Origin of the sequence: Sphingomonas sp. PR090111-T3T-6A (genome assembly GCF_000383095.1) — a bacterium.
GTDB lineage: Bacteria > Pseudomonadota > Alphaproteobacteria > Sphingomonadales > Sphingomonadaceae > Solisphingomonas.
The window spans coordinates 64859-91108 of the sequence record NZ_AORL01000015.1 but is presented as its reverse complement, the minus strand read 5'-3'; the positions used below and the strand labels follow the sequence as shown (position 1 = coordinate 91108).

17 protein-coding genes are annotated in these 26250 nt (G+C 68.9%); 8 read left to right on the top strand and 9 right to left on the bottom strand.

The window, feature by feature from the left end:
- Window positions 1–4: 4 nt before the first annotated feature.
- The 7 genes from ST3T6A_RS0107635 to ST3T6A_RS0107605 are packed head-to-tail and all read right to left on the bottom strand — an operon-like array spanning window position 5 to window position 13498.
- Entirely contained in the window at window positions 5–982 is a 978-nt protein-coding gene (locus ST3T6A_RS0107635) for a glycosyltransferase family 2 protein (protein WP_019832323.1), read from the bottom strand.
- The gene (locus ST3T6A_RS19630; protein ID WP_019832322.1) at window positions 979–6180 is read right to left on the bottom strand and encodes a type I polyketide synthase; all 5202 of its coding nucleotides are present in this window, start codon (window positions 6178–6180) and stop codon (window positions 979–981) included. Before ST3T6A_RS19630 ends, ST3T6A_RS0107635 begins: the two co-directional genes overlap by 4 nt.
- Before the next feature lie 4 nt (window positions 6181–6184).
- The gene (locus tag ST3T6A_RS0107625) at window positions 6185–9736 is read right to left on the bottom strand and encodes an amino acid adenylation domain-containing protein (RefSeq protein WP_019832321.1); all 3552 of its coding nucleotides are present in this window, start codon (window positions 9734–9736) and stop codon (window positions 6185–6187) included.
- Window positions 9736–10044 (bottom strand): hypothetical protein, encoded by a 309-nt coding sequence (locus tag ST3T6A_RS0107620; RefSeq protein WP_157602575.1) that lies wholly within the window; start codon window positions 10042–10044, stop codon window positions 9736–9738. The genes ST3T6A_RS0107625 and ST3T6A_RS0107620 overlap by 1 nt, the downstream gene beginning before the upstream one ends.
- A 45-nt stretch (window positions 10045–10089) precedes the next feature.
- Window positions 10090–11031, bottom strand: coding sequence for a glycosyltransferase family 2 protein (locus ST3T6A_RS0107615; protein WP_019832319.1), 942 nt, complete (start codon window positions 11029–11031; stop codon window positions 10090–10092).
- Window positions 11031–12197: a glycosyltransferase family 2 protein gene (locus ST3T6A_RS0107610; RefSeq protein ID WP_019832318.1), complete on the bottom strand. Its 1167-nt coding sequence runs from the start codon at window positions 12195–12197 to the stop codon at window positions 11031–11033. The genes ST3T6A_RS0107615 and ST3T6A_RS0107610 overlap by 1 nt, the downstream gene beginning before the upstream one ends.
- Complete coding sequence (locus tag ST3T6A_RS0107605) at window positions 12194–13498, bottom strand: glycosyltransferase (protein WP_026359519.1); 1305 nt, start codon at window positions 13496–13498, stop codon at window positions 12194–12196. The genes ST3T6A_RS0107610 and ST3T6A_RS0107605 overlap by 4 nt, the downstream gene beginning before the upstream one ends.
- A gap of 181 nt (window positions 13499–13679) precedes the next feature.
- On the opposite strand from ST3T6A_RS0107605, the gene ST3T6A_RS19625 reads away from it, so the two are divergent.
- From ST3T6A_RS19625 to ST3T6A_RS0107590, 3 genes are all read left to right on the top strand, one after another.
- Window positions 13680–15023, top strand: a complete 1344-nt coding sequence (locus ST3T6A_RS19625) for a glycosyltransferase family 4 protein (protein ID WP_019832316.1) — start codon at window positions 13680–13682, stop codon at window positions 15021–15023.
- Between the two features lie 13 nt (window positions 15024–15036).
- Window positions 15037–16161, top strand: a complete 1125-nt coding sequence (locus tag ST3T6A_RS0107595; protein ID WP_019832315.1) for a glycosyltransferase — start codon at window positions 15037–15039, stop codon at window positions 16159–16161.
- Window positions 16162–16223: 62 nt separating this feature from the next.
- A complete protein-coding gene (locus ST3T6A_RS0107590; RefSeq protein WP_019832314.1) occupies window positions 16224–17624 on the top strand; it encodes an oligosaccharide flippase family protein in 1401 nt (466 codons plus the stop codon).
- Window positions 17625–17627: 3 nt separating this feature from the next.
- Here the strand turns inward: ST3T6A_RS0107590 and ST3T6A_RS19620 are convergent, their stop codons facing one another.
- Window positions 17628–19148 (bottom strand): O-antigen ligase family protein, encoded by a 1521-nt coding sequence (locus ST3T6A_RS19620; RefSeq protein WP_019832313.1) that lies wholly within the window; start codon window positions 19146–19148, stop codon window positions 17628–17630.
- Window positions 19149–19371: 223 nt separating this feature from the next.
- On the opposite strand from ST3T6A_RS19620, the gene ST3T6A_RS19615 reads away from it, so the two are divergent.
- Window positions 19372–21135, top strand: coding sequence for a hypothetical protein (locus ST3T6A_RS19615; RefSeq protein WP_019832312.1), 1764 nt, complete (start codon window positions 19372–19374; stop codon window positions 21133–21135).
- Here ST3T6A_RS19615 and ST3T6A_RS0107575 read toward each other — a convergent pair.
- Window positions 21101–21874 (bottom strand): WecB/TagA/CpsF family glycosyltransferase, encoded by a 774-nt coding sequence (locus tag ST3T6A_RS0107575; RefSeq protein ID WP_051103420.1) that lies wholly within the window; start codon window positions 21872–21874, stop codon window positions 21101–21103. The two genes, ST3T6A_RS19615 and ST3T6A_RS0107575, sit on opposite strands and share 35 nt — an antisense overlap.
- Window positions 21875–22094: 220 nt before the next feature.
- Here ST3T6A_RS0107575 and ST3T6A_RS19610 point away from each other — a divergent pair, with 220 nt between their 5' ends.
- The 4 genes from ST3T6A_RS19610 (at window position 22095) to ST3T6A_RS19600 (ending at window position 26245) form a co-directional block, all read left to right on the top strand.
- The gene (locus ST3T6A_RS19610) at window positions 22095–22793 is read left to right on the top strand and encodes a polysaccharide biosynthesis/export family protein (RefSeq protein ID WP_019832310.1); all 699 of its coding nucleotides are present in this window, start codon (window positions 22095–22097) and stop codon (window positions 22791–22793) included.
- Between the two features lie 87 nt (window positions 22794–22880).
- A complete protein-coding gene (locus ST3T6A_RS0107565) occupies window positions 22881–23981 on the top strand; it encodes a hypothetical protein (RefSeq protein ID WP_157602572.1) in 1101 nt (366 codons plus the stop codon).
- Window positions 23974–25437, top strand: coding sequence for a GumC family protein (locus tag ST3T6A_RS19605; RefSeq protein ID WP_162140516.1), 1464 nt, complete (start codon window positions 23974–23976; stop codon window positions 25435–25437). The genes ST3T6A_RS0107565 and ST3T6A_RS19605 overlap by 8 nt, the downstream gene beginning before the upstream one ends.
- 1 nt (window position 25438) lies before the next feature.
- The gene (locus tag ST3T6A_RS19600) at window positions 25439–26245 is read left to right on the top strand and encodes a CpsD/CapB family tyrosine-protein kinase (protein ID WP_051103413.1); all 807 of its coding nucleotides are present in this window, start codon (window positions 25439–25441) and stop codon (window positions 26243–26245) included.
- The last annotated feature ends 5 nt before the right edge of the window (window positions 26246–26250 follow it).

Here is a 26250-nt window from a genome sequence, read left to right as displayed (position 1 = left end):
AGGCTCAGGCGCGGAACAGCGCCGAATTGCGCAGGAAATCCCCCAGCATTTGGGGCGGATCGGGGTTCCGGCGGAGCATCGCCAGCCGCCGCATTTGCCACAGCATATGCATCCCCGCCCAACCGAGATCGGCCGCGATGGCATAGGCGCGCCCGTGGTTCTTCAGGAAATAGCGGCGGCGCGACTCGAACCAGTAGCGCGGAATGCGCCTCGGCTCCGTGGTTTCGGCGGTCACGCCCGTGCTCTGGCCGGAGATGTGCAACACCACCGCCTGGGGAACGTACCAGCATTCCCAGCCGGCCCGCCGCGCCTGAAGGCAGAAGTCGGTCTCCTCGTAATAGAGGAAATAGCCTTCATCCATCAGCCCGGCATCGTCGAACACCGCGCGGCGGATGACCATGCTGGCGCCGGATACCCAGTCCACCTGCGCCGCCTCCCGCCCCATGGTGCGGCCGATCGCGTGCGACGACAGAAGCCGCGAGACGAGGCCGAATCGCGCTCCGCGCTCTGTCTCACCGAGAATGGTCGGGAAACGGAAGGCATAGGGCCATGGCGTGCCGTCCGCGGACTGGAGCGCGCTGCCGGCGATCCCGGCCTCCGGATGATCGCGCATGAAGGTGGCAAGCACCCGTGCCGCACCATGGCGGACGACCGTATCCGGGTTCACGAGCCAGACGAGATCGGGCGGATTGCGACCCGCCAGCGCACGCCGGATCGCGTGGTTATTGCCGCTGGCGAAGCCGCCATTGACCGGCGAGGCGACCAGTTCCGCCCAATCGCCCCAGCCCTCCATCCGGATCGCCGAGTCGATCAGCGGGACCGAATCGTCACCCGAGGCATTGTCGACCACCACCACCCGCAGGCCCGACATCTCGCGGACCTCGTTTTCCAGACTGGCGAGGCATTCGACCACGAGCGGCCCCGTCCGATAGTTCACGATGATGGCGAGCATCGTCGGGAGCGGCGGATCGGTCTGGATCATCGCAACATCTCCGCTGGGACGAGCGAGGGCCGGATGATCGCCGAGGCCGGGCGTCCCCTGCCCGGCCCCGCGCCGTCGCCCGGTGCCCAGCGCGCCAGACTGTCATCGAGTCGCTGCTGGAGAAGGCGGGCCAGCGTCTCCACATGGGGCTCCTGAAGCAGGCTCACATGGCCGCCGGGAACCGGGACCAGCTCCACCTCATCCGCCACGCGCTTGCCCCAGCCGAGGATGCAGTCGGTGTAGATTTCGGCGAAGGGGATGTCTTCCGGCGTGCCATCACCGCTGGTCGCCCGGAACAGCGCCACATCGCCACCCGCGAACAGGCCCTGCGGCCGATGCGCCTCATGCGCCAGCTCGTAGAGTTGCATGAAGGACAGGCCGGCTGCCCCCGTCTCCGCGCCGCGCATATCGTCGACGAGCTGGAGGCGTTGCCGCCGTTCCAGCCGCGAACGCACCTGCCAGACGCAATAGTTGCAGACCTTGCGAAGCAGCGCCGGGATCACGCCCAGCCCACCCGCATTCGAGAGCAGCTCCCTCACCCGCTCCAGCCGTGATCGCGTGGCATAGAGGCGACGCTTGCCAGCATCGACGTCCGCCGCATCCATGATGCCGACGAACGCCACCGTCTCGCCCTTGTCCTGAAGCCGGCGCGCCATCTCCAGCGCGAGAACGCCGCCGGCGCACAGCCCCGCCAGCAGATAAGGCCCGTGCGGACGCAGCTTCTGGATGCGTCCGACATAATCGGCGGCCATCTCGTCAACGCGGGTGTGTGCGAAGCCTCCGTCCGGCCGCCGCTTCGGCTCGATGCCATAGACGGCGTGGCCGGCGTGCAGCCGCAGCGCGAGGCCGCGATAGAGCAGCGTCTCGCCGAGGCCGTCATGCACGAGGAACAGCGGCGGGCGGTCGCCACCAGCCCGGATGGTGACAAGTCCGGCGGCCGCAGGAGCGGTGATGGCCTCGTGCGCCAAGGGCGCGCTGTTCGGATCGAGGATCGCCGCGAGTCGCTGGACGGTGGGATTCTCGAACAGGGCGGACAGCGGCAGCGTCCGGCCGGTCAACTCGCGCAGGCGGCTGGCCAACTGCACGGCCTGCGACGAGCGCCCGCCCAGATCGAAGAAGCTGTCCGTCCGCAACACAGGCTCGATGCCGAGCATCTCGGTCCACAGACCGGCGATCAGGCGCTCCGCCTCTGTCGCCGGCAGGGCGGCGGCGCTGCCTTCCGGCAGGCTTCGTCCGGACGGGACAGACGGCTGATGCGTCGCCCTCATCCGCTCGATTTCCGCCTCCAGCGGCCGGGGCGAGACGATCACATGCGCGGCATCCGGTCCGCTCAGGATTCTCTCCAGCGCGCGGAAGCCTTGCTCCGGCAGCATTCCGCTCGAGCCCTCCGCGACCGTCTCCCACGGGCTCCAGCCGATCGAGACGACACGCGTCCGCTCATCGGCGCGGCGCGCCTGCGCATAGGCATCGAGAAAGGCGCCGGCGGCGGCCTGATCGGCCTGCCCCACCGCCCCCGCAATCGCGCTGACCGAGGAGAAGAGGGCAAGGAAATCCGGCTGTGCGGCGCCGAGCGCCTCTTCCAGCACCGATGGCATCCGGACGGTTCGCGCGACCTCCGCATGTCCGAACGAGACCGGATCGTCATCGACCAGACCCGCAGCGTGGAAGACGCCATCGATGGCCCCGAAGCACGCCCGCACCTGCCGGATCGCGCGGCGCATGGCGCCCACATCGGCCATGTCAGCGGCGATGGCCAGCACTTCGCCGCCAGCCTCCTCGATCGCGAGCAGGTCGCGGAGGCGACGGCCCGGCGGATCATCCGCGGACAGGCGGGCAAGCTCCGCCTCCCAGCTTTCACGCGGCGGAACGGCGGTGCGCCCGATCAGCGCCAGCCGTGCGCGCTGCGTCTCGGCGAGATGGCGAGCGAGCGCGAGTCCGGGTCCTCCCATACCGCCGGTGATCAGATAGACGCCGCGGGGCCGAAGCCGGCTTGTCCCGCCGGTTCCGCGCGGTGCGGGCTGGAAGCCCTGCGTCCAGCGCTCCCCTACGCGATAGGCGATCGCCTCCGCCACATCGGGGGATGCCAGCTCCGCGATCAGTGCATCCGCGATCCGCGACCGGCCCGCATCGCTCCATTGCTGGACGGCCAGATCGATGCTGCGCACATGAAGATGAGGATATTCCTGCCGGATGACGCGGCATGGCCCCAGCACGGTCGCCTTGGCCGGCGACAGCACGGCTTCGTCGCAGACACGCTGGACGCCGTCCGACACCAGAGCGATCTGCACGGGCGCCGCGAACTCATGGGCGGCAAGCGCCTGTGTCAGGAAACGCAGGCTGTCGAAGCCCCGCCTCTGGATCTGCTCGCCGTCGGATGCCCGCCAACCTCGCCAGAAGCCGGTCGTCAGCCAGAGATGATAGATCTGGCCGGGCAGCCGCCCCCTCGCCGCCAGCGCCTTCAGCAATGCGGCATAGTCACCCGGCTTGCGCGGATCGATGGTGAAGCGATCGGCGGCCTCGTGACGATAGTGACGGCCGGGGCGCACCAGAATCGCCGCCCGCCCCGCCGCGCGCAGATGCCGGGCGATGGCGGCGCCGATGCCCAAGGCATCCTCGAAGATCAGGGCGGCCGCCGTGCTGGCCTGCGCCGCAGGGAGCGCCGTGCGCCGCCAGTGCGGCTCATAGAACCAGTCGGCCATGTCGGCGCGCTTGTCCGCCGATCCATCCTCGGCCCGTACCGGTTGCACAGCGGGCTCGATCCAATGGCGCTGCCGCTCGAACCGATAGGTCGGCAACGGCAGGCGGAGACGCTTTTCGTCGATCCAGTAGCGACCCCAGTTGACCTCCACCCCCAGCGCCCAGAGCCGCCCCAGCGTGCCGAGCAGGAAGGCCGTGTCGGCGGCCTCTTCCTCGGGCTGGCGGAGCGTGCGCAGGGGGGCGATGGCATCCGCGGCGGCACGCCCCGGCCCTACCTCCAGCAGCACCTGATCGGGCGCCTCCCGCAAGCGTGCCAGGCCCTCGTCGAACCGCCCCGCTTCCTCCAGATGGCGAGCCCAGTAACCGGCGCTCACCGCCTCGGCGGGTGTGATCCAGTTGCCGGTGAGGCTCGAAACGAAGGGCAAGGCCGGCGCCTGCATCGGCACGGTGCGCAGCATCGCATGGAACTCGTCCGGGGCGGCGCTTCCTCTTTCGGACAATTCTCCGCGCAGATGGACGATGCGCAAGGCATCCTCGAGACCGAACACCCCGGCCAGATGCGCCGCCGCATATTCGCCCACGTCCCGGCCGATCATGCCGGCCGGCCGTGCGCCCCAGGACATCAGCAGCCGCCCAAGCGCCACCTGCACCGCGAACAGTGCCGGCAACGCGACACTCGGCCGTTCCAGCATGTCGCGGGCAAAATCCCGCCCGTCAGTCGGCGGCAGCAATACCGGACGCAGATCGATGCCGGCGATGCGCTTCATTCGATCGATGCAATCGTTGATCGTCGACCGGAACAGCGGCTCGCTGCGATAGAGGCCCGCCCCCATCGCGACGTAATGGCTCCCCGCCCCATGGAACAGGAAGGCCACCCCGCGGTCCGCCAGCGCGTCCGCGGAGAACAGCTTGGGCGACGCCGGATCGGCCAGCGCGGCGGCTGCCTCCGTCGCGTTTTCGGCCACCACCACCCGCCGCCGGCCCAGCGCCTGCCGCCCGACGCTCATCGTGTAGGCGACATCCGCGAGGTTGAGGCCGGGGTGCGCCGCGAGATGCTCGGCGAGCGCCGCCATGTTGGCATCGAGCACGTCTGCCGAGAGCGCCGAGAGGATGAGCAGTTGATGCGACCGGCTCGGGTCGCCCGGCGCGCGGCGGGGGGCCTCCTCCAGCACGGCGTGCGCGTTGGTGCCCCCCACTCCCAGCGAGTTGACGCCCGCGCGGAGCGGCTGCGCCCCAAGACGCGCCCACGGCCGGAGCGTATGGCCGATCACGAACGGGCTCTCCGCCAGCCCCGACGCGGGATCGGCCTTGGTGAAGTTCCGCGAAGGCGACAACTGCGCATGGTGGAGCGACAGCGCCACCTTGATGAGGCTGGCGACACCGGCCGCCGTATCGGCATGGCCGATGTTCGCCTTCACCGATCCGAGGCCGCAATAGCCGATCTCCGCACTGTCCTTGCGGAAGGCCTGAGTCAGCGCGGCGATCTCGATGGAGTCGCCCACCGGCGTGCCCGTGCCGTGCGCCTCGACATAGCCGACCGTACCGGCGTCCACGTCGGCGATGCTGAGCGCTTCCGTGATGGCATGGGCCTGCCCATCAACGCTGGGGGCGTGATAGCTGACCTTGCCGGAGCCGTCGTTGTTGATCGCGGTGCCCCGGATCACGGCATAGATATGATCGCCGCTCTCCATAGCGTCGCGCAGCCGGCGCAGGACGATGATCCCGGCGCCGCTGCCGATCACAGTGCCCTTCGACGCCGCGTCGAACGGCCGGCAATCGCCATCGGGGGAAAGGATGCCGCCCTCCTCGACCATATAGCCCTGCCGGTGCGGAACGCCGATCGAGACGCCGCCCGCCAGCGCCATGTCGCATTCGTTGCTGAGCAGGCTCTGGATCGCCATGTGCGTCGCCACCAGCGAGGTGGAGCAGGCGGTCTGGATGTTGATGCTCGGCCCCCGAAGGTTCAGCAGATAGGAGACCCGCGTCGTCAGGAAATCCTTGTCGTTGCCCGCATGCTGGAGCTGGAAGGGGCCGACTTCGCGTCGCAGCGCGGGATCGCCGAGCAGATTGGCCGCCATATAGCCATTGTGGCCCGAGCCCGCGAAGACGCCGATGGCGCCGGCGAAGCGTTCGGGCGAGTGGCCGGCATTCTCCAGCGCTTCCCACGCGCATTCGAGGAAATGCCGATGCTGCGGGTCCATCAGCGCCGCGTCGCGCGGGCTGAGGCCGAACAGCGTGGCGTCGAAGCATTCCATGTCGGCCAGCGGGGCGCCCGCCTTCACATAGCGCGGGTCGGCCAGCAGCGCGGGATCGACGCCGGCGGCGATCAGTTCCTCGTCCGAATAGCGGATGATGGAGGTGACCCCGCCGCACAGGTTCGCCCAATAATCGTCGATCGAGCGCGCGCCGGCGAAGCGGCACGCCATGCCGACGATCGCCACCGCCGTATCGCCCCACGGCTCCGAAGGGTCCTGGCCGAAGCCGCTGCCGAAATGCTGCATACTCTCAACTCCCCTCGCCGGCCCCGATCTGGAGGTTCATCCCCCTTCTGCGCTGGAGCGCCGCGCGCCGGCTGGCGGCACGCGCCTCTCCCTGTCGGACGGCCTCATCGTCATGATCCGCTCCGCCCAGATGCGCGCTCAACGCCTCGATGGTGGGGAAGCGGAAGACATCGGTGATCGAAAGCGGCTGGGCGAAGCTGGCCCGAAGCCGCCGATGGACCTGCACGGCGAGCAGCGAGTGCCCGCCGAGATCGAAGAAATTGTCGCGCTTGCCGACACGCGGCAGCTTCAGAACCTCGCGCCAGATGGCGGCGACCTGCGCTTCCACGCCCTCGGCGGGTTCGGCGAAGGCCTCGCCGGGCGTGGCGATGAGTTCCGCCATCGGCTGCGGCAGGGCGTTGCGCGCGATCTTGCCGTTGGGCGTCCTGGGCAGCGTCGCCAGCGGCACCAGATGGGCCGGCACCATGAAGTCCGGCAACCGGGCCTGAAGATACGCCCGCAGCTCCGTCGGGAGGGAGACCGCGCCCGTGTAATAGCCAACCAGCCGCACGTCGCCCGGCCGATCCTCGCGCGCGACGACCACCGCCTGCTCCACGCCGGGGAAATCCGCCAGCGCCACCTCGATCTCGCCCAGTTCGATGCGGTAGCCCCGGATCTTCACCTGATGATCGAGCCGCCCGAGAAATTCGAGCGTTCCATCGGCCAGCCGCCGCGCGAGATCGCCGGTGCGATAGGCCCGCTCGCCCGCGCGGAAGGGATGCGCGATGAAGCGCTCGGCCGTCAGCTCCGGCCGATGAAGATAGCCGCGCACCACGCCCCGGCCGCCGATCACCAGCTCGCCGGGAATGCCCGGCGGCAGCGGTTGCTGGCGGCTGTCGAGGATATAGACCTGCTGGTTGGCGAGCGGCTGGCCGAGCGGCACGCTGGCGTCGGCGCCATCCAGCTCGTGCACGGTGGACCAGATCGTCGTCTCGGTCGGCCCGTACATGTTCATCACCGTGCCGCCGACCAGCCTGCGCAGCTCGCGCGCCAGCGCCGGGGGGAAGGCCTCGCCGCCCACCATCATCCGCCGGAGCCCCGCCAGCCCCGGACGGGCAGCTTCGTCCGCCACCAGCATCTGCGCCATGGAGGGTGTGCATTGCAGATGGGTCACGCGGTGACGCACCATCAGCCCGGCGAGCGTTTCACCGGAGCCCTCGACCTCTCCGTCCCGCCGGCGCGTGCGATCGAACGCCACTTTCTCCTCGGTCGCGATGACGATGTGAAAGCCGTGCGCCAGCGTCCAGCACAGTTCGAGCACGGAGATGTCGAAGCTCAGGCTGGTGACCGAGAGCCAGACGCCCTCCGGCTCGATCTTCGCGTCCATGCCCGCGAAGAAATTGGCGACGTTGCGATGCTCGACCATCACCCCCTTGGGCCGGCCCGTCGAACCCGAGGTGTAGATGACATAGGCCAGATGATGAGGCTGCGCGCCGCCATCCACCGGCTCGGCCGATTGCCGCGCGATGAGCAGCGCGTCCCGATCGATGCAGACGATATGGGCGGGAGTGGCCGGCAGCTCCTGCACGATATCCGATTGGCTCAGGATCACCGGCGCGCCGGCATCCTCGACCATCAGGGCGATCCGGTCGGCCGGATAATCCGGGTCGAGCGAAACATAGGCACCACCCGCCTTGTGGATCGCGACCAGCGCCACCAGCATCTCGACCGAGCGTTCCAGATGGAGGCCGACCAGCACGTCCGGCCCGACGCCCAGCGTCGCGAGATGCCGCGCCAGCTGGTTCGAGCGCGCATCCAGCTCGGCATAGCTGAGCGTCCTGTCCCGGCATGTGACGGCGGGGCGATCCGGCGTCCGCGCCGCCTGCTCGGTGAAGAGCCGATGGATGCAGGCATCCTCGCGCCACGCGGCGGCGGTGCCGTTCCAGCTTTCGACCATCATCTCGAGCAGGGCGTCACCCATCACCGGAAGCTCGGCGAGCGGCCGGTCCGGCGCCGCCAGCGCGGCGGCGAGCAAGGCCTCGAAGCCCTGCTGCATCGCGCGGATGGAAGCGCGGTCGAGCAGCGCCTCGTCGTGAATCCAGCGGGTCGCGCCGCCGTCGCCGCGCACCGCGATGGTGAGTTCCGAGCCGGGCAGCGCCTCGGCCTCTTCCAGGCGATCGACCAGCACGATCGCAACCGGCAGCACCTCTCCCTGCCCCGCCAGCTCCGGGCAACGCGCGGCCAGATCGGCGGCGTGGCCGATATGGCGGTGGAGCTGGCAAATCTGCTCCGCCAGCATCTCGCCCAGCGCAGCCAGCCCCTTGTCGAAGTCCAGCCGGACGGCGAGCGGCACCTGACGCGCGAACCAGTCCTCGGCGCCCTCGAACCGCGCGGCGAACACCGGATCGATGAAGCCCAGATCGAACTCGCCCTTGTCCGCAAGGCGGGCGAGATAGGCCGTGAGCGCCGCCATCACCGGCTCCGCGTCGTCCACCACCGGCAGCGCGAGATCGACAGATCGGAAGGCCCCGCCGGCAGCACGGGCCGCGCGATCGATCTGCGGGAGGAGATAGGGACTGCGCGTGGCCAGACGGCGGCGCCACCAGCGCTCGTGCCGCGCCACCGCGGCATCCAGCTCATCGATCAGACGCGCCTGCTCGTCCGTCATCGCATCCATGCGCCTTCCGGCCATGGCGGCGAGGTCCGCCGGCTGGCTGTCGAGCGTGGTGATCCGCTCGATCACCACGCCGGCCGTCCCGCTCGCCACAGTGAGGCGGCCTTCTCCGGCATCGATGACCGTGCCCGGCTCGGCGCCCGAAACCACGCCGTCGATACGCGCCCTGCGCACCAGATGGAGAACGCCGCCCATGCCGAACTTGGCCATGCCCAGCGGATTGGCATGGCCGCCATGATCGAGCGCGCGAACGAGCCGGACGATCTCTTCCGCGGGCGCACGCCAGTCGATCGTCGCGGCGCGGGACGGGCGATCCGCACGCCCGCGATACCGCCCCAAAATCTCCACCTGGGGCCGGGGACGGAGCGTGCCGTCCGCCAGCCCGTCCAGCAGCACAGCGAAGCTCTCGACCGCGGCGGCGAAGCATTTGGTGTTGGCGGAGAAGGCCGTATCCGTCTCGTCCAGCTCGATGGTCCCCGTGGTGAGGATATCGCCCTGATCGACCTCGCTCGACATCAGGTGCCAGGTCACCCCATGCTGCCGCTCGCCGTCGAGCAACGCCCAGACGGGGGTGTTGACGCCTCCCCACTCCGGCAGCGGGCCGTCATGGAAGTTGATCGCCGCCAGACGCGGCAGCGCCAGCATCTCGGGCGGGAGGATCGCGAGATTGGCGATGCTGAACAGATAGTCGAACGATGGCAGCTCCGCCTGCATCAGCGCGCCGGAAGATTCCAGCACCGGCACGGAGCGCCCGGCCGCCCAGCCGCGGATATCCGCGTTACGGCTGACGATCGCGACGATCTCGTGGCCGCGCTCTTCCAATATCGTCGCGCATTCGATCAGCAGCGTCTCCCCGCCGATCAGCACGCAGCGCCAGCGCGGCGCCTCGTCCGGCCGATCCATCACGACAGCACCACCTTGGTCGAGCGGCGGCGGGCGACATGGCTTCCGAATGCGATGGCGCAACCGAGCAGCGCGATGCCGAGCGCCTTGTCCGCATCGGTGATGGCGGAGCGCGTCTCGGTGCAGCCGGGCTGGCGCGCCCGATCGGGGGACGCTCCATCAGCGGTCGTGCCCGGCTCGTGGTGTCCCACCGCGACGTTGGACGCAGGCGCGCAGCGCGTGGGCGTCGGCTCTTGCGCGCCGGCCGAGCCCAGGAAACAGAAGCAAGTCATGAAACAAGCCCCCGCCCAGAACTTGATGCCCATCATCGATCTCCAGTCAAATTTGGCAAAATCAGGATCAAGACGCGCACGTCACTTGTATTCGATGATCTGACGCCTTCTCATCCAGTAATCGAACTGCCCCTGAAGATGCGGCATCTTCCCCAACGTCACGAACGTCGCATATAAAGACCCCCGGCGACGCCGCATCTTCCACCAGAGCAGCGGCCATAACGGCCACCCCAGCGGCGACGCCCAGAAGATGTTGCTGAGGACTTCACGCAGCGTCCGCGGCTCGCTCCGCCCGCGCAGAGCCAGCGCCTCGGCGGTGGCGTAGCCGCTGCGACGGTTACGCTGCCACCATTGGGCGATGCGGGTCATGCCCGCATCATGGATAGTCATTTCGTAGGGCAGGCGATGGATCGTCCAGCCCCTGACGCGCATCCGGTGGCAGAGATCGGGCTCCTCGCCCGCGATCAGCCGCGCGGTGAAGCCCCCTACCTCACGGAACGCCTCCGCCCGCATCAGCGCGTCTCCGCCGCATGTCGGCGCGATGCCGACCGGCGTATCCCATTCGAGGTCGCAGAGCCGGTTATAGGGGCTGTTGTCGGGATGGCGCTCCCGCCGGCGCCCGCACACCGCCGCCGCCTTCGGCAGGCGTTGCAGTTCGCCCAGCCCCAGCGCCAGCCAGTTGCGCCGCAGCTCGCAATCGCCGTCGACGAACTGGACGAAAGCGAGATCCGGGCAGATCTCGGCCAGTCGCGCGAAGCCGGCGTTGCGGGCGCGGGCGGCGGTGAAGCCCCCGCATGGCTCCAGCTCGACCACCTCGATCCCACGCTCCCGCGCCATCGCGACGCTGTCGTCGCTGGAGCCGGAATCCACGTAGACGATCGTGGCGACGTCCCGCGCCACGCTGTCGAGGCAGCGTTCCAGCCGCACGCCTTCGTTGCGCCCGATGACCACCGCGCCGACCGTCCGGTGGTAATCGGCCTCGGCCATCAGCGGCACGATCGTCGAAGGCGAAGGCACCGGCATCACGCTCTCCCCGTGCGGACCCAGTCACGCTGACGATGCGTGACGAAACGGGCGTAGATCGGCAGTTTCCAGAGGAGATAGCGCGGCAGGTGCAGCAGGCTCGCCGCCGGAAGCAGCGCCCGCCCCCACGCGCGCCACACGGCAGCGAGCGCCACCGCCAGCGCCAGCCCCGCGCTCCCCAGCAAAGCGAGCGGGCCGGCCGCGTCCGTCAGCAGCGCCCACAGGAACAACAGCCCCCCGACGATTCCAGCGCCGGCGAGAAGCAGCATCAGCGGCGGCACGGCAATATCGGCGGCGAGCGCGAGCAGGCCCGGCCGCCCCGAAAGCCCCCGCCCGATCAGGCGCGGCGCGTAGCGGCCGAACGTGGCGAGCGCGCCATGCTCCCAACGGGTGCGCTGGCCGCGGGTCGCCGCCTGCGAGCTGGCCGGGCTGAGGAAGACGGCATGATCCTCGAACCGCACCGGCTGCCCGGCAACGGCGAGGTCCAGACCGAGCTTCAGATCCTCGACCAGCGAGGCCGTTTCCAGCGGCGCGGCATCGAACATCGCCCAGGGGAAGGCCATGCCCGTCCCCTGCAACAGCGCGGGGCCGCCGAGGCGCTCCAGCCCGCGTTGGCGGACGCTGTTCTTGATGAGGAAGGCGAAGGTCGAGATGCGGACCAGCGGCGAGGCATCCTTCGCTACGCGCAGCAGGTAGCGGCCCTGCACCGCCGCCTCCCGGCGCTCGGTCGAGGAGGCGAGCAGCGGCAGCGCGTCGGGATCGGGTATGCAATCCGCGTCCAGCACGATGACCGTCGCGGGCGGGCTCCGGCGCAGCAGCTCGCGCCCGCAGGCGAGCGCATAGGCCTTGCCGCGCCGCGCCGCATCGAAACGCTCGACCAGCTCGGCCCCTGCCCCGCGCGCGACGGCGGCGGTCGCGTCCGCGCAATTGTCCGCGACGACCAGCACCCGGTCGCAGGGGCGAAGCTGGGCGCGGACGGCATCGATCACGGGGGTGATGCCGGAGGCCTCGTCATGCGCGGGGATCAGCACGGCAAAAGGCTTAACCGGGAGATGCGTCTCCGGGGGACTCTTCCCGGCGCGCAGGCCCGCGAGACACTCGGTCGCGAGCACCAGCATCGGAAAGGACGCGCCGATCGACAGCAGCCAGGGCAGCACCGCGATCATGCCAGCGGCCTCAGCAGCGCAGCGAGGCCGGCCGCGTTCTTGTGGACATCATGGTCGCGCAGCACGCGGGCGCGGCCCTCCGCCCCCATCGCGGCGAGCGTCTGGCGGTCCGTCGCGAGTGCGGCGCGCATCGCCTCCGCCAGCGCGGTCGCCGAGCCTGCCGGGATCAGCCAGCCGGCGCGATCGTCGACCAGCTCGGGAATGCCCGCCACCGCCGTCGCGATCGCAGGGCGGCCGAGCGCCAGCGCCTCCATCAGCACGACGGGCAGCCCTTCCGCGAAGCTCGGCAGCACGAAGGCGCGGGCGGCGCGGATCTCCTCGACGATCACGTCCCGCCCCTGCCAGCCGAGCAGGTGGACATGACCCTCGAGGTCTGCCGCGCGGATCTGCGCCTCGATCTCCGGGCGCATCTCGCCATCGCCGATGATGCGGAGCGTGAATGGCCGATCGCGCGCCACCATCGCCGCCGCCTCGATCAGCAGCGGGATGCCCTTCTGAGCGCTCAGCCGGGCGACGCAGACGAGCGTGCGCGACGCCAGCCCGGCGCCGTCGTCCTCCCCCACGTCGCGCAGGAAATGGGCCGCCGTCCCGCAGCGGACGACGTTGATCCGGCCCCAATCCCGAGGCGCCGACCAGCGCAGGAGCTGCCCCCGGCCATAATGACTCACCGCCGCCACGAAGCGCGCGCCGGCGATCTTGCCGTCGAGATGCAGCGACCTGGGCGCGTCGAACTCCTCCGGCCCGTGCACCGTCATGCTGTAGCCGACGCGCCCGAGCAGGCTCGCCAGCCGCGCGACGGCGGCCGGATTGGTGCCGAAATGGACATGGACATGGCGAATCCCCTCCGCCTCCAGCCTCGCCGCCAGACGGCACGCCTCGGCGAGATAGGCGACGGCCCTGACCGGTCCGGCCGAGATCGAGAAGGCTTCCCGCGCGGCGACGGCGAAGCGGCGCGGCGAGCGGATTGCTCGCGCCGCCATCGCACCCAAAAGGCTCCAGCGGCGGCCATCGAGCAACACCTCGGTACGACGCTGCTCAGCCAGATCGAGCGGATCGACCGGCGCTTCCGGCGACGGCCGGACGCTGAACCGCAGCACCGAGACGCCCTGCTGTTCGAGCGCCAGTATCTCGTCGCGGATGAAGCTGTGGCTGATCTTCGGATAGGCGTTGGTGAGATAGGCGATGCGGACGGGCGCCGGCACGTCCTGCCCTGCCGCCCGCAGCCGGGACGGTGCACGCAAGGCGGCCGTGCCGGGGCGCTGCGCCGGGGAAATGGGGTGGGTTTCGGCCGTCGTCGCCATGGCCCGGATGCTGGCCCGATATGCGCGCGGCCGGAATACGGCCTTCCGCGTGGGGCGCACGCCATAGTCCATACGCCCTCCTGAAAAATCAGCACAGGAAGCGTCGAACAGGATGCGTCGGATGGGCGCATCCGCCCCGCCTGCTAGGTTTCCGCCGAAACGATCACGCCGGAGGGCAGCCATGCGCAACAAGGGACAGGACGGCGCGGCGCCGATGCGCATCCTGCTGGTGGCCGAGAACATCTCGCTCCGGCTGAGCGGCGAAACCGTCGTTCCCTATCATTATTTCCGGCAGTTCCTGGACGCCGGCCACGACGTGCGCGTGCTCTGCCATGCCCGTGTGCGCGACGATCTCAGGCGCGATCTGCCCGCCGGCATGTTCGCGCGCGTCCGCTTCGTGGAGGACAGCGGTCTCCAGCGCCTGCTGTTCCGGCTGGGGCAACATCTGCCCTATCGTGTGCAGGATCTCGCGATCAACCAGCTCATCACCTTCGTCACCCAATGGCGGATGCGCGGCCTCGCCCGCACGATGATCGCCGAGCATGGCATCGACGTGGTGTTCCAGCCCGCGCCGATCGCAGCCAAGGCGGTGAGCTTCATGACGGGGCTCGGCCGGCCGGTGGTGATCGGGCCGATGAACGGCGGCATGGAGCTTCCCCCCGCCTTCCGTCACATGGACAGGCCCGTCGCGCGCTGGCTCGTCTCGGCCGCACGGCAGGGATCTCGGCTGCTGCACCGGCTTGCGCCCGGCAAGCTGCGCGCCACCGCGCTCATCGTCTCCAACGAGCGCACCCGCGCCGCGCTTCCGCCCGGCATCCGCGGGCGGATCGTGCAGGAGGCGGAGAGCGGCGTCGATTTCACCCACCTTCCCTGGCGGCCCGAGCATCCCAAGAGCCGGTCGGACCTCGTCTCCTTCGTCTTTTGCAGCCGCTTCGTGGACTGGAAGGGCATCACCTATCTGGTCCGGGCCTTCGCGCCGCTCGCTCGGGAGGGCATCGCCCGGCTCGACCTGATCGGCGATGGCGAGCTGTTCGAGGACATCCGCGAGCAGATCCAACGCGAGGGGCTGGAAAGGCAGATCATCCTCCACGGCCGCGTATCGGTGGAAGGCTATGCCGCGCTGCTCGACAGGAGCGACGTGTTCGTCACGCCCTCGCTCCGCGAATGCGGCGGCCTCGCGATGATGGAGGCGATGGCGGTCGGCCTGCCGATCATCGGCGTCGATTGGGGCGGCGCCGCGCAATATACCAGCCGCACCTGCGCGATGCTCGTCGATCCCGCTTCCGAAGAGGCGCTCGTCGAGGGGCTCACCGACGCGATGCGCACCCTCGCCCATTCCGCCGAGCTGCGTGCCCGCATGGGCCTCGCGGCGCGCCGCCATCTCGAACAGAACGGCATGGGATGGGACGCCAAGGCCGCCCGCATCCTCGCCATCCTGCGCGACGCGATCGAGGCGCCCCGCGCCGGCAAGGCCCCTTCCCGCGCTGCGTCCCCGAAGCTCCAGCCCCGCCCTGCATCCTTCTGAGAGGCCGCCTCCGATGACTGACGATCACGTCGATATCGTCTTCTACACGCGCCAGCTCCACAATGGCGGCGTCGACCGTGTCGTCTTCAACCTGGCCGAAGAATTCGTCCAGCGCGGCATGACCGTCTCGATCGTCGTGGACATCGACAACATCTACTCGCCTTTCCGCGCGCTGCTGCCCAAGGGCGTGCGCTACGAGGTGCTGAACGCGCGGGGACCACTCCCCCGCCTGCTCAAGCTGCGCGCCTATCTGCGCCGTGTCCGGCCACGCGCCGTGCAGTGTGCGAGCTTCGGCTTTCCCAACCTCTACGCCGTGGTGGTGCGCTGGATCTCGGGCCTCCGCTTCCACCTGATGCTCACCGAGCATTGCTTCCCGACGGTCGACCGCGCCGCGCCCAAGCCATGGCAGTCGCGCTACTGGTTCTTCCCGCTCGCCCATCTCCTCTATCCGTTCGCCGACACGCGGGTCGCCGTCTCGCGCGGGACGGCCAACGATCTGGCGCGGGTGATCGATATCGAGCCCGGCAGCATCGACTGCATCTACAATCCCATCGTCAACGACACGCTGTTCGCGCTGGCCCGGCAGGAGGTGGATCATCCCTGGTTCGCCGATCACGACGTGCCGATCGTCATCGCTGTCGGCCGGCTGGAACCGCAGAAGAATTTTTCGCTGCTGATCCGCGCCTTCGCGAAGGTTCGCCAGACGCAGCGCTGCCGCCTCGTCATCCTCGGAGACGGATCAGAGCGGCAGATGCTGGCCGGTCTCGTGCGGTCGCTGGGGATCGACGAGGACGTCTCGATGCCGGGCTTCCTGCCCAATCCCCACGCCTATGTGGCGCGCTCGGCGCTGCTGGTGATGTCGTCGGATTTCGAGAGCCTGTCCAACGTCGTGATCGAGGCGATGGCGGTCGGCACGCCCGTGATCGCGACCGATTGTCCCTCCGGCCCATCCGAGGCGCTCAACAACGGACGCTATGGCACGCTGGTGCCGGTGGGCGATGTCGAGCGGCTGAGCGCGGCGATCCTCAAGGGGTTGCGGCAGCAGCCGCAGCCGGTGGAGCCCGATTGGCTGGATCAGTTCACCACCCGCTATTCCGCCGACCGCTATCTGGCGCTCATGATGCCGGCGACGGCATGACCGGAGCCGCCGCTCCATCCATCCGCGCCGGCCGGGCCACGCCCCGCCGAGGAGTGTAGAGCATGGCAACGGCCCTTCCGGTTCCGATCTGGCGGCGCGCGCTCGGCAGCGGGATCGGCCTCATCGCCATGACCATGTTCGCATCGAACGGGATGCGGATCGTCAGCACCATCGTGCTCACCCGCATCCTCGCGCCGTCGGACTATGGCGTGGTGGGCGTCACCTCGGCGATCCTGATGGTGATGTTCATGATCTCGGACTTCGGCTTCGGGGTCTATATCGTCCAGCATCCGCAGGGCGACGATCCCCACCGGCTGGATGCGATCTGGACGATCCGGCTGTTCCGCTCGATCCTGCTCTTCGGGGCGCTGCTGCTGCTGTCCCAGCCGATCGCGATGCTGCTCGAAAAGCCCGAGATGGGCATCATCATCGCCTCCACCTCCTTCCAATTCCTGCTGGACGGCGGCTCCTCGCTCGCCTCCTACACGGCGGTGCGCGAGCAGAAGCTGGGGCGGCTGAGCACGCTCGACGTCATCGCCTCGGTCGCGCAGACGATGTTCGGCATCATCCTCGCGATCCTGCTGCGCAATTTCTGGGCTATCCTGATCGCCAACCTGCTCGGCGGGCTGCTGCGCGCGGTGCTGAGCTACGCGATGTTCGAGGGATCGCGCCGCCGCTTCTTCTATGATCGGGTGGAGGCCGCCGCGTTGTGGCGCTTCGGCAAGACGGTCGCGAGCGCGCACACGCTCCAGATCATGCTGTCGAACGTGGACAAGTTCGTGCTCTCGCGGCTGTTCCCGCTGGGCACCTTCGGCCTCTATTCGCTCGCCTCGAACCTCGCGGGCGCGCCGTCGATGTTCACCTCGCTCTACCCCAATCGCGTGCTGCTGCCGACCTACGCCGCCACGGCGCGGGAACGGCCGGAACAGCTCGCCGACGAATATTACCGGACCCGCCGGCTGACGATGATCGGCTATCTGCTCGCCATGGGCAGCTTCGTCGGCATGGCGCCCGCCGTCGTGCACCTGCTGTACGACACGCGCTATGGCGATGCGGCGACCTTCCTGCGCATCCTGGCCCTCGCCCCCGCGGTCGCGCTCAACAACTATGCCGCGCGCGAGGTGCTGATCGTGGTGGGGCGGGTGAAGACGCTCTTCTACGCCAATATCGCCCGCATGATCTGGCTCGCCGTGGCCGGCAGCACCGGCTTTGCGATGTTCGGGCCGATGGGGCTGATCGTCACGGTCGGCCTGATCGAGGTGCCGGTGATGTTCTATTGCTGGTTCGCGCTGGCCCAGAGCCGGCTGTTCCGGCTGAACGAGGAGCTGCTGATGCTGGCCGCGCTGGGCGCGGGCATTGGGCTGGGGCTGCTCTGCAACAACCTCTATTTCGCCTTCGCGGCGCACCTCCGCCAGATCCTGCTCGCGGCGATGCCCCATATCGGCCATCACCCGCTGCATTGAGGCTCAGGCGGCGACCGGCGCTCCCCCGAAGCGCACCGCCGGCCGGCGCGGGCTGCGGGCCGGGGTGCGGCTCAGCACGCCTGCCGCGAGCGCCAGCAGCACGACATAGCTGATCTCGTTGCGGCCGTAGCTCGTCGTCGTCAGGCTCGCGACGAGGCCGAGCAGGCCCGCGAAACAGGCGCCCCCGGCCGCCCGGCTCTCGGGCAGCAGGCGAGGACTTCTGACGAACAGGCTGACGAGGATGCAGGGCAGGATCGCGTAATAGATCAGCCCGCCGAACAGCCCGCCGCGCATGAAGATCGTCAGCGGCTGATTGACGAGATCGATGATCCCTTCCCCCTGCCGCAGGAAGAAGAGCGCGCTGTAGATCTGGTCCATATCCATGCCGGTCAGCCAGTGTGCCCGGAACAGCGCCAGCCCTGCCGTCAGAAGCTGGGAACGGTAGCCGACCGTGCCGCTCGCATCCCCGCCCGCGCCGATCGACGCCGCGATCTGCGGGCTGACGTGCGACAGCGCGAAGATCACAGCCACCACCACCGGTCCGAGCACCGCGAGAGCCAGCAGGTGCGCCCAGCGCCGCTCGTAGAGGAAGCAGGCGATCAGCCCGACGCCGATCATGATGTAGCCGACGCGCGCGAAGGTGAAGACGATCCCCACCAGCAGCATGGCCACGAGCCCGAAGAAAGCGATCCGCGAGCCCACCTGCCGCCGGAGCGCCACCAGCATCGTCAGTTGCAGACCGAGAAACAGCGACAGCCCGGTCGATTCCGGCCAGGTCGCCCGCCCCCGGAGCAGTCCGTTGCGCTCCTTGGCATAGCCCGAGATCATCTCCGGATCGGCGTGGATGAAGGCGGGCATCCGGTAATAGAGCAGCCAGTGGCGCAGCGCCTCGAACGCCGCGACGGCCGAGAGGATGCACCCGGCCACGATGCAGGCGAGCATGATCCGGTTGGGCGGTTCGCTGCGATAGCAGGCGCGGCTGATCGCGAAATAGGGGATGCCAAGGTTGAGCGGCACGATCACGCAGGCGCGCAGCCCGTAGGTGAGCTGGTGCCCCCGCGCGTCCATGAAGATCTGCATCGCCAGCATCGCGACGAAGGCGATGTCCCACATCGCGAGGCCGGGGCTGCGCAGCCGCACGCCCGACAGCAGCATCGACAGGATGAAGCCGATCGACAGCAGGTTGACGAAGGTGAACTGAAGGATGGTGAGGCCCGAGATCGCGACCGTATAGGTCAGCATCGGCATCAGCGGCAGGCAGAACATGAAGAGGTTGGCGCGCAGCATGAGCGCGTGCCGGTCCGCCAGCACCAGCCCGCGCATCGTCAGCGCCGGCGCGCAGAGGATCAGGCCGGCCGTGAACAGCGCGAAGATCGCGTAGAAATGCCCGAAGAAGCCGACCGCCGGCAGCATCACCGCCGCGAGGAACTGGTGCGGGCCGATCACCCGCCGGATATCGCCCGGCAGCATCCGCACCCCGCACAGCACGGCGAGGCTGATCAGAAGAAGATAGGCATATTCCATCCGCCATCCCCCCGGCCGGCCGGAACCGCCCCTTCCCGCGCCGATGACGCCCGGAACCTAGCCGTCCCTCGCGGATGAGACAAATAATCACCGCAATAAAATGCCGCGTCTCATCCTGTCATCGACCGGGGGACGGGCCTATAGTCCTTATCGGGGTCAGTGTCGCATTTCGGGCGGGATCGGGCTCTTCTGCCCGCTTTCGGATATTCCGTGGGGACCGGACATGGGGAAGCGTCCATCCATCGCCCTCGGCCTGTCGCTGGTCGCGCTGGCGGGCGGCGTCGCCGCGCTGAGCTTCGCCGGCAAGGCCCCGGCCTGGGATCGGCTGCCCATCCGCCACAGCGAAACTCCGCAGCCCCCCGTCGTCCGGCCGCTCGCCATGCCGATCGGCACCAATCTGGACGCGCTCTCCTATTGGAGCCCGGCGTTCCCCCTCCTCGATCTGATGAAGTCCGCCGGCCCATGGGTGCCGCACAACGATGCGACTTACGACACTGGCGAGCCCGTCGCCCTCGATCCGCAGGGCTGGGTCGAGCGCCTGCCCGATCCCGGCAGCGGCGCGCGCGCCACGTCGGTGCTGGTCAACATCCTCCACGACAATCCGGCGGCGCAGGGCCACACGCGCTATGCCGTGCTCTATGACGGCAAGGGCACGATCGACGCCACCTTCGGCGCGAAGGTGGTGGACCGGTCGGCGGGCAGGATCGACGTGGAGACGGGGGACGATGGCGGCCTGGCGCTCGTCATTACCGCGATCGATCCGGCGGATCATCTCCGCAACATCCGCGTCGTCCGCGCGGACCTGTTGCCGCTCTACCGTTCCGGACAGAGCTTCGATCCCACCTATCTGGAGCGGATCGGCGGCTTCCCGGCGCTGCGCTTCATGGACTGGATGAGCACCAACATCCTCTACGACAAGGCGGGTCACGCGCTCTCGGGCGATGTGGCCATCGCGAACGCGCCGCTTCTCGACTGGCGAGACCGGCCGCGCCCCGAGGATCGGAGCTGGGGCGAAGCCGGACACGGCGTGCCGGTGGAAGCACTGGTCGAGATCGCCAACCGCACCGGCGCCGAGCCGTGGTTCAACATGCCGATCAACGCCAGCGACGATTATGTCCGCGGTTTCGCCACCTATGTGCGCGATCATCTCCGGCCCGGGCTGAAGATGCATGTCGAGCTGTCCAACGAGGTGTGGAACTGGAGCTTCCCCCAGGCCCATTATGCCGAAGCCCGCGCCCACGCGCTGTTCGGGCCGGACGCCAAGTGGCTCGAATGGTACGGGATGCGCGCGGCTCAGATTGGCGTGATCTGGAAGACGGTGTTCGGCGAGCCGCCGACGCGCACCGCAAAGCCCGGCCGTGTCGCGATGGTCTTCGGCACCCAGTTCGCGTGGAAGGGACTGGAGACCTATGGCCTCGACACGCAGCGCTGGCGTGATGCCGGCGGCCGCGTGCTCCACCCGGCCGACTATTTCGACGAATATGCCGTCGCCGGCTATTACGACGGCGCCATGAACACCGACGAGACCTACGACACGGTGCGCGGCTGGTGGCGGGACGCGGACGGCGGCTATGGCCGGGCGGTGGCGGCGCTCAAGGCGCGCATCGCGCAGGTGAACGCGCCGACCTATCTCTATCATGGCGATCAGGCGCGGCGGCACGGGCTGAGGCTCGTCACCTACGAGGCCGGCTATGGCGAGTTCACGCCGCCCTCCCATCGCGACGATCAGGCCTACACCGACTTCCTCGCGAAGCTCCAGCGGCGGCCGGAATTCCATGCGCTGGAGACGCAGAACTACCGCGCCTTCCAGACGGCGGGTGGCGCACTGTTCATGAACTACGGGATCATCGGCGCGCCGTCCAAATGGGGGAACTGGTCCGCGCTGGAATCGGTGCGGCAGACATCCTCGCCGCGCTACGACGCGATGCGGGCGTGGAATGCGGCCGAGACGGTCAAGGGAGGCTCCGAACGCGCCGCCAGGCGGTGAACAGCCCGAAGATCGCCGGCCCGTCCACCAGATAGCGCCGCCACAGCCGGCGCGGGCTGGAGAGCAGGCGGAACAGCCATTCCAGCCCCACCGCCTGCATCAGGCGCGGAGCGCGGGTCTGCCGGCCGACGAGGAAGTCGAGGCTCGCCCCAATGCAAAGCCCGATGCCCACCGCCCTGCCCGATAGCTCGACCTGCCGGGCGACGATCTCCTGCTGCGGCGATCCGACGGCGAGGAAGCTGTAGCGCGCCCGCGCCCCGATCAGGAACTCCGCCGCCCGCGCCACCTCGGCGGGATCGCGGACGAAACCCATCGGCGGATCATAGTGCACGATATCGGCGAGGCCATAAGCGGCACGCAGCGCCTCCACGATCGAGGCGCCGCCTCCGAGAATGGCGATCCGGTCGCCCGGCGCGATCGCGTGGCGCACCAGTTGTCGGGTGAGGTCGCTCCCCGGCACCACTGGCAGGCAGAGCCCCGCCCATCGCGCCAGCGCCGCGAGGACGCGGCTATCGCATAGCGTCAGCGAGGCGCCACGATAGGCGGGCCACAGATCCGAACGGCGGCGATGCAGCCGGACGAGATGATCGACATTGGGTGTCACGACATAGGCGAAGGGCGCGCCCGCCGGGCGGGCGGCGATGATCGCCACCGCCTGCGCCTCGTCGAGGCGATCGAAGCGGAGATCGAGGAACTCGGCGCCGGCCGGTTCACCGTTCCCTTCGCTGGCCCTCGTCATCGTCGCGCTCTCCCGGCGGCAATAGCCCATGGTAGCGATCCCGCCGCACGGGCTCTCTCCGCCTGATTCCGTGGCGTGCATGCCCCGGTGCAAAACCACCATGACTGCCCGATGGGGATACTGCTTTTGCAGTACGCAAGAGGCGCAGCGTGAATGGCCGAGTGCCCCGCCGCCGCCGTCCGCCATAGAGTCCCTCGATCGGATTGGGGGAGTTGCGGCCATGTCCCTGAGGCAGTTTCAAGAGCAGCGTGCGGCCGGTCCGCGCATCCAGCGGCGATCGGCATGGCGGCACGGGGCGGCGCTTTCCGCCGCAGCCCTGCTCCTTTGCAGCACGGCGCCGGCGTGGAGCCAGTCGGTTGCGGCGCTCGCCGCGGCGGCCTCCATCGCGGACCCGATCACCAGCAGCCACCCCGGCTACCGGATCAACGCCGGCGACGATCTCGACATCAGCGTGTGGGGCGAGGAGAAGATGACGCGCACCGTCCGCGTCCTCCCTGACGGCACGATCAGCTTCCCGCTCGCCGGCACCGTCACGGCTGCCGCGAAGACGGTGGAAGAGGTTTCCGAGGAAATTCGCCAACGCATCGCGCCGAACTACCGAACCTCTCCTCCTGAGGTGACGGTAGCTGTGCGCGATGCGACCGGGATGCGCTTCTACGTCGTCGGCAAGGTCCGCACGCCGGGGAGCTTCTCCACCGGTCGCGCCGTCGACACGCTTCAGGCGCTCAGCATGGCCGGCGGCCTCGCCGACTTCGCGGACGTGAAGAATGCGGTCATCCTGCGCCACACGGCCAACGGCCAGGTGGTCGAACCGGTGCAGCTCGCCACGGTCCTCAAGGGCCATCGCCGCCTGAAGCGGGGCGAACTGGCCGAGCCCCTCCCGATGCTCCGCAGCGGCGATGTCCTGGTCATTCCCTGAGGCCAGGAGGGCGCCATGCCCCGCCCCATCTTCCGCAGGGGGATATACCTCCTTGCCGCGGCGTTCGCCGGAACGGGCTCGCCGGCCATGAGCCAGACCGAGACCTACCTGACGCTCGACGCGCAGGCGCTGGCCTCTTCCAACCCCTTCCTGATGCCGGGGCCGGATCGCGGCGCCGTGCTCATGCAGATTTCCGCGAGCCCCGAGGTCAAGCTGACGAGCGATACCGGTTCCACCCTCGACCTCAACGGCACGGTCACCCAAAAGTGGTTCAGCCAGCATTACGGCCATTTCCTGGTGGGCAAGTTCGATGCCGCCGGCAAATATCGCCGCAACGAATATCTGACGGTGGAGGCCGATGGCGGCTTCTCCCGCGATCTCGCGGTGGACGTGCTGACCAGCAGCATCGACGCGGTGATCGACCCGCAGAGCATCCGCACCGATTATGACGGCGCGCTCCGCCTGCGCTGGACGCCCGACGCGCATACCGAGATCGTGCCCGAGGTCCGCTACGAAGCCTCCGACTACAGCCACAGCACGCTGCTGCGCGACACGCGGACCTTCAAGGCGGATATCGCCGCCAGCCGCCGCATCAGCCCCAGCACGCAGATCGGCGTGCGGGTGGAGGCGCTGTTCAACAAGGCGGCGGGCTCGCTCGCCGAGAACTCGCAGGCGATCTACGCGACGATCCGGCAGGACATCAGCCCGCACTGGCAGCTCGACGCCGAGATCGGCGCGGAGCGGACCGAGAACCGCATCGGCCCGGTTCAGGACCCGACGCTGAACGCCTCCTCCACACCCACCCGGCTGAGCGGCCGGGCCCAGCTCTGCCGCAAGGTGCCCAACGGGCTCGCATGCCTCGCAGGCGTGATCGACAGCGAGATCAGCGGGCTGGGCGGCCTCCAGCGCACCATGACCGGCTCCGCCACCGTGACGCAGAAGCTGAGCGAGCGCACGTCGGTGAACGGCGTGGTCGAATATCGCCATTCCGAGACGCAGCGCGGCGCCTTTCCGGGGCTCGACTCGCTGCGCGCCACGCTCAGGCTCGATCGCCGGATCGGCCGCCACTTCACGCTTTCCGGAACCGGACAATATCTCCGCCGCCAGCTCGTTGGCGGGGGATGGATCGGCGCCGCCTATGGCGGCCTCCAACTCCGCTTTCAGCCGAGGCAGCCTGACCATGACTGAGGACGCCACCAACACCAGCCTGATCAGTCCGCGCGAGATCGCCGCGATCCTCTACCGGCGACGCTATTGGCTGGTCGCTCCGCTGCTTCTCTGCATGGCGCTCGCGCTGGTCGCCTCGCTGGTGATCCGGCCGGTCTATCAATCGGCGGCGACGCTGCTGGTGGACTCGCAGCAGATTCCCACCACCATCGTCCCCGCCCCGCTCGCCAACTATTCGGACGAGCAGATCGCCAAGATCCGCCAGCGCATCCTCAGCCGGCAGAATCTGGCGGCGTTGGTGAAGGAGCAGAATCTCTATCCGCAGGAGCGGCGGCACATGCCGCTCGACGACGTGTTGCAGATCATGCGCGATAACACCGGGATGGACCTCGTCGGCTCGGACAGCGTCAACGATTCCAAGCCACGCTCCACGATCGCGCTCAACCTCTCCTTCACCTATCCGAACGCGGAGGTGGCGCAGGCGGTGACCACCGAGCTGGTCACGATGTTCCGCGACGAGGACAAAAGGCTTCGCACCGAGCAGGCGCTCAACACCTCCGCCTTCCTCACGCGCCGCGTGGACGAGATCCGCAGCCAGCTCATCACGCTCGAAGGCAAGCGCCGCGAGATCGAGGCGCGCTATGCCGGCGCACTGCCGGACCAGGTGAACCTCAGCGCCCAGTCCAACTCCGCGCTTCAGGCCGAGGTCTCGCGCATCGATTCCGAGACGCAGGGCATCATGCAGCAGAACAGCATGCTCGCCGCCCGCTCGGCGGATACGCCCACCGCCGCCGATCCGGGCCGCGAGGCGCTGAGGCTGGCGGAGAGCAACCTGCGCCAGCTCCAGGCGAAATATTCGGATCAGTATCCCGACGTGGTGGCCGCCCGCGCCGCTGTGGAGGAGGCCCGCGCCGCCGCCTCGGCGCGCTCGGCCAGCGGCCCGAACAGCATCATCCAGTCGGAAATCGCCGCCAGCAACGCGCGCATCCAGATGCTGTCCAGCCGTCGCGGCGAGCTGATGGGCCAGATCGCGGAGTTGCAGCATACCGCGTCGGAGGCGCCGCAGGCCTCCTACGAGCTGAACAACGTCCAGCGCGAATACGACAATCTCAAGCTGCAATATCAGGACATCCGCGAGAAGCAGCTCGAGGCCCAGACCGCCGCCAACCTCCAGACCGAGGATCGCGGCGAGCGCTTCTCGCTGGTCAACGCGCCGAGCCGGCCGGTCGAGCCGATCCGCCCCAAGCGCAAGATGATGCTGGCGATGGGCCTGGCGGGCGGGCTCGCGCTGGGGCTGGTGGTGGTGCTCGGCAAGGAGTTCCTGTCCGGCCCGATCAACGGCGAGAGCGGCGTCACGCGCTGGATGGGCGAGCCCCCGCTCGGCGTCATTCCCCTCGTCATCGCCGATCGCACGCCCGGCCCGCTCGGCCGCCTGCACCGGCTCTGGACATCCCGCTTGCGTCAGGAGGCAGCGTGACATGCTGAAGGATATCTCTCCCGACTGGTCCCGCCCTCTTCCCCGCGCGATCACGCGCGGCCGGCCCCGGCAGGCTCCGCCAGCACCTCCGCAAATCGAGGTGGAGCTGGATCGCGACACGCTGATCCGCAACGGCATCTGGGCGTTCGAGAGCTTCGACGTCCGCTCGCGCAGCTTCGTCCTGCTCCGCTCGCAGGTGATGAACCGCTTCCATGCGTCCGGCGGGCGCGTGCTTGCGGTCACCTCGACGCGCCCCGGCGAGGGCAAGACCTATGTCACCGCCAACCTCGCCGCCGCGCTCAGCCGCATCCATCCGACGGTGCTGATCGATCTCGACCTGCGCCGCCCGTCCATCGCGACGCGCTTCGGGCTGACGGTCGATTGCGGCGTGGAGGACTTCCTCGCCGGCGAGGCGGACTGGAGCAGCACCGGGCAGAAGATCGCATCCGCCCAGCTCACCATCCACGGCGCCCGCGAGCCCCGGCTGGATACCGCCGAGATGCTCGCCTCCGATACGCTGCGTGACGTGTTCGCAACCTTCAAGGCGCTTCCCGGTGCGCCGATCTGCATCGTCGACACGCCGCCGATCCTGATGCTGGACGACGCCAACCTGATCGCACGCCATGTCGACGGCGTGCTAATGGTGATCGAGGAAGGCCGCACCCGCGGCAGCGACGTCGAGGAGGCGCTCCGCCTGCTCGGCACCACGCCGATCGTCGGATCGGTGCTGAACAAGTCGCTCTCCCTCAAGAAATCGCATGTCGATTATGCGTACTACGACGACCTGAAGGCCCGCCGCTCACACTGAAGGGG

Coding starts and splice junctions, on each gene's coding strand:
- ST3T6A_RS0107635 (WP_019832323.1), bottom strand. CDS start 982: ATGATCCAGACCGATCCGCCGCTCCCGACGATGCTCGCCATCATCGTG.
- ST3T6A_RS19630 (WP_019832322.1), bottom strand. CDS start 6,180: ATGCAGCATTTCGGCAGCGGCTTCGGCCAGGACCCTTCGGAGCCGTGG.
- ST3T6A_RS0107625 (WP_019832321.1), bottom strand. CDS start 9,736: ATGGATCGGCCGGACGAGGCGCCGCGCTGGCGCTGCGTGCTGATCGGC.
- ST3T6A_RS0107620 (WP_157602575.1), bottom strand. CDS start 10,044: ATGATGGGCATCAAGTTCTGGGCGGGGGCTTGTTTCATGACTTGCTTC.
- ST3T6A_RS0107615 (WP_019832319.1), bottom strand. CDS start 11,031: ATGCCGGTGCCTTCGCCTTCGACGATCGTGCCGCTGATGGCCGAGGCC.
- ST3T6A_RS0107610 (WP_019832318.1), bottom strand. CDS start 12,197: ATGATCGCGGTGCTGCCCTGGCTGCTGTCGATCGGCGCGTCCTTTCCG.
- ST3T6A_RS0107605 (WP_026359519.1), bottom strand. CDS start 13,498: ATGGCGACGACGGCCGAAACCCACCCCATTTCCCCGGCGCAGCGCCCC.
- ST3T6A_RS19625 (WP_019832316.1), top strand. CDS start 13,680: ATGCGCAACAAGGGACAGGACGGCGCGGCGCCGATGCGCATCCTGCTG.
- ST3T6A_RS0107595 (WP_019832315.1), top strand. CDS start 15,037: ATGACTGACGATCACGTCGATATCGTCTTCTACACGCGCCAGCTCCAC.
- ST3T6A_RS0107590 (WP_019832314.1), top strand. CDS start 16,224: ATGGCAACGGCCCTTCCGGTTCCGATCTGGCGGCGCGCGCTCGGCAGC.
- ST3T6A_RS19620 (WP_019832313.1), bottom strand. CDS start 19,148: ATGGAATATGCCTATCTTCTTCTGATCAGCCTCGCCGTGCTGTGCGGG.
- ST3T6A_RS19615 (WP_019832312.1), top strand. CDS start 19,372: ATGGGGAAGCGTCCATCCATCGCCCTCGGCCTGTCGCTGGTCGCGCTG.
- ST3T6A_RS0107575 (WP_051103420.1), bottom strand. CDS start 21,874: ATGACGAGGGCCAGCGAAGGGAACGGTGAACCGGCCGGCGCCGAGTTC.
- ST3T6A_RS19610 (WP_019832310.1), top strand. CDS start 22,095: ATGTCCCTGAGGCAGTTTCAAGAGCAGCGTGCGGCCGGTCCGCGCATC.
- ST3T6A_RS0107565 (WP_157602572.1), top strand. CDS start 22,881: ATGAGCCAGACCGAGACCTACCTGACGCTCGACGCGCAGGCGCTGGCC.
- ST3T6A_RS19605 (WP_162140516.1), top strand. CDS start 23,974: ATGACTGAGGACGCCACCAACACCAGCCTGATCAGTCCGCGCGAGATC.
- ST3T6A_RS19600 (WP_051103413.1), top strand. CDS start 25,439: ATGCTGAAGGATATCTCTCCCGACTGGTCCCGCCCTCTTCCCCGCGCG.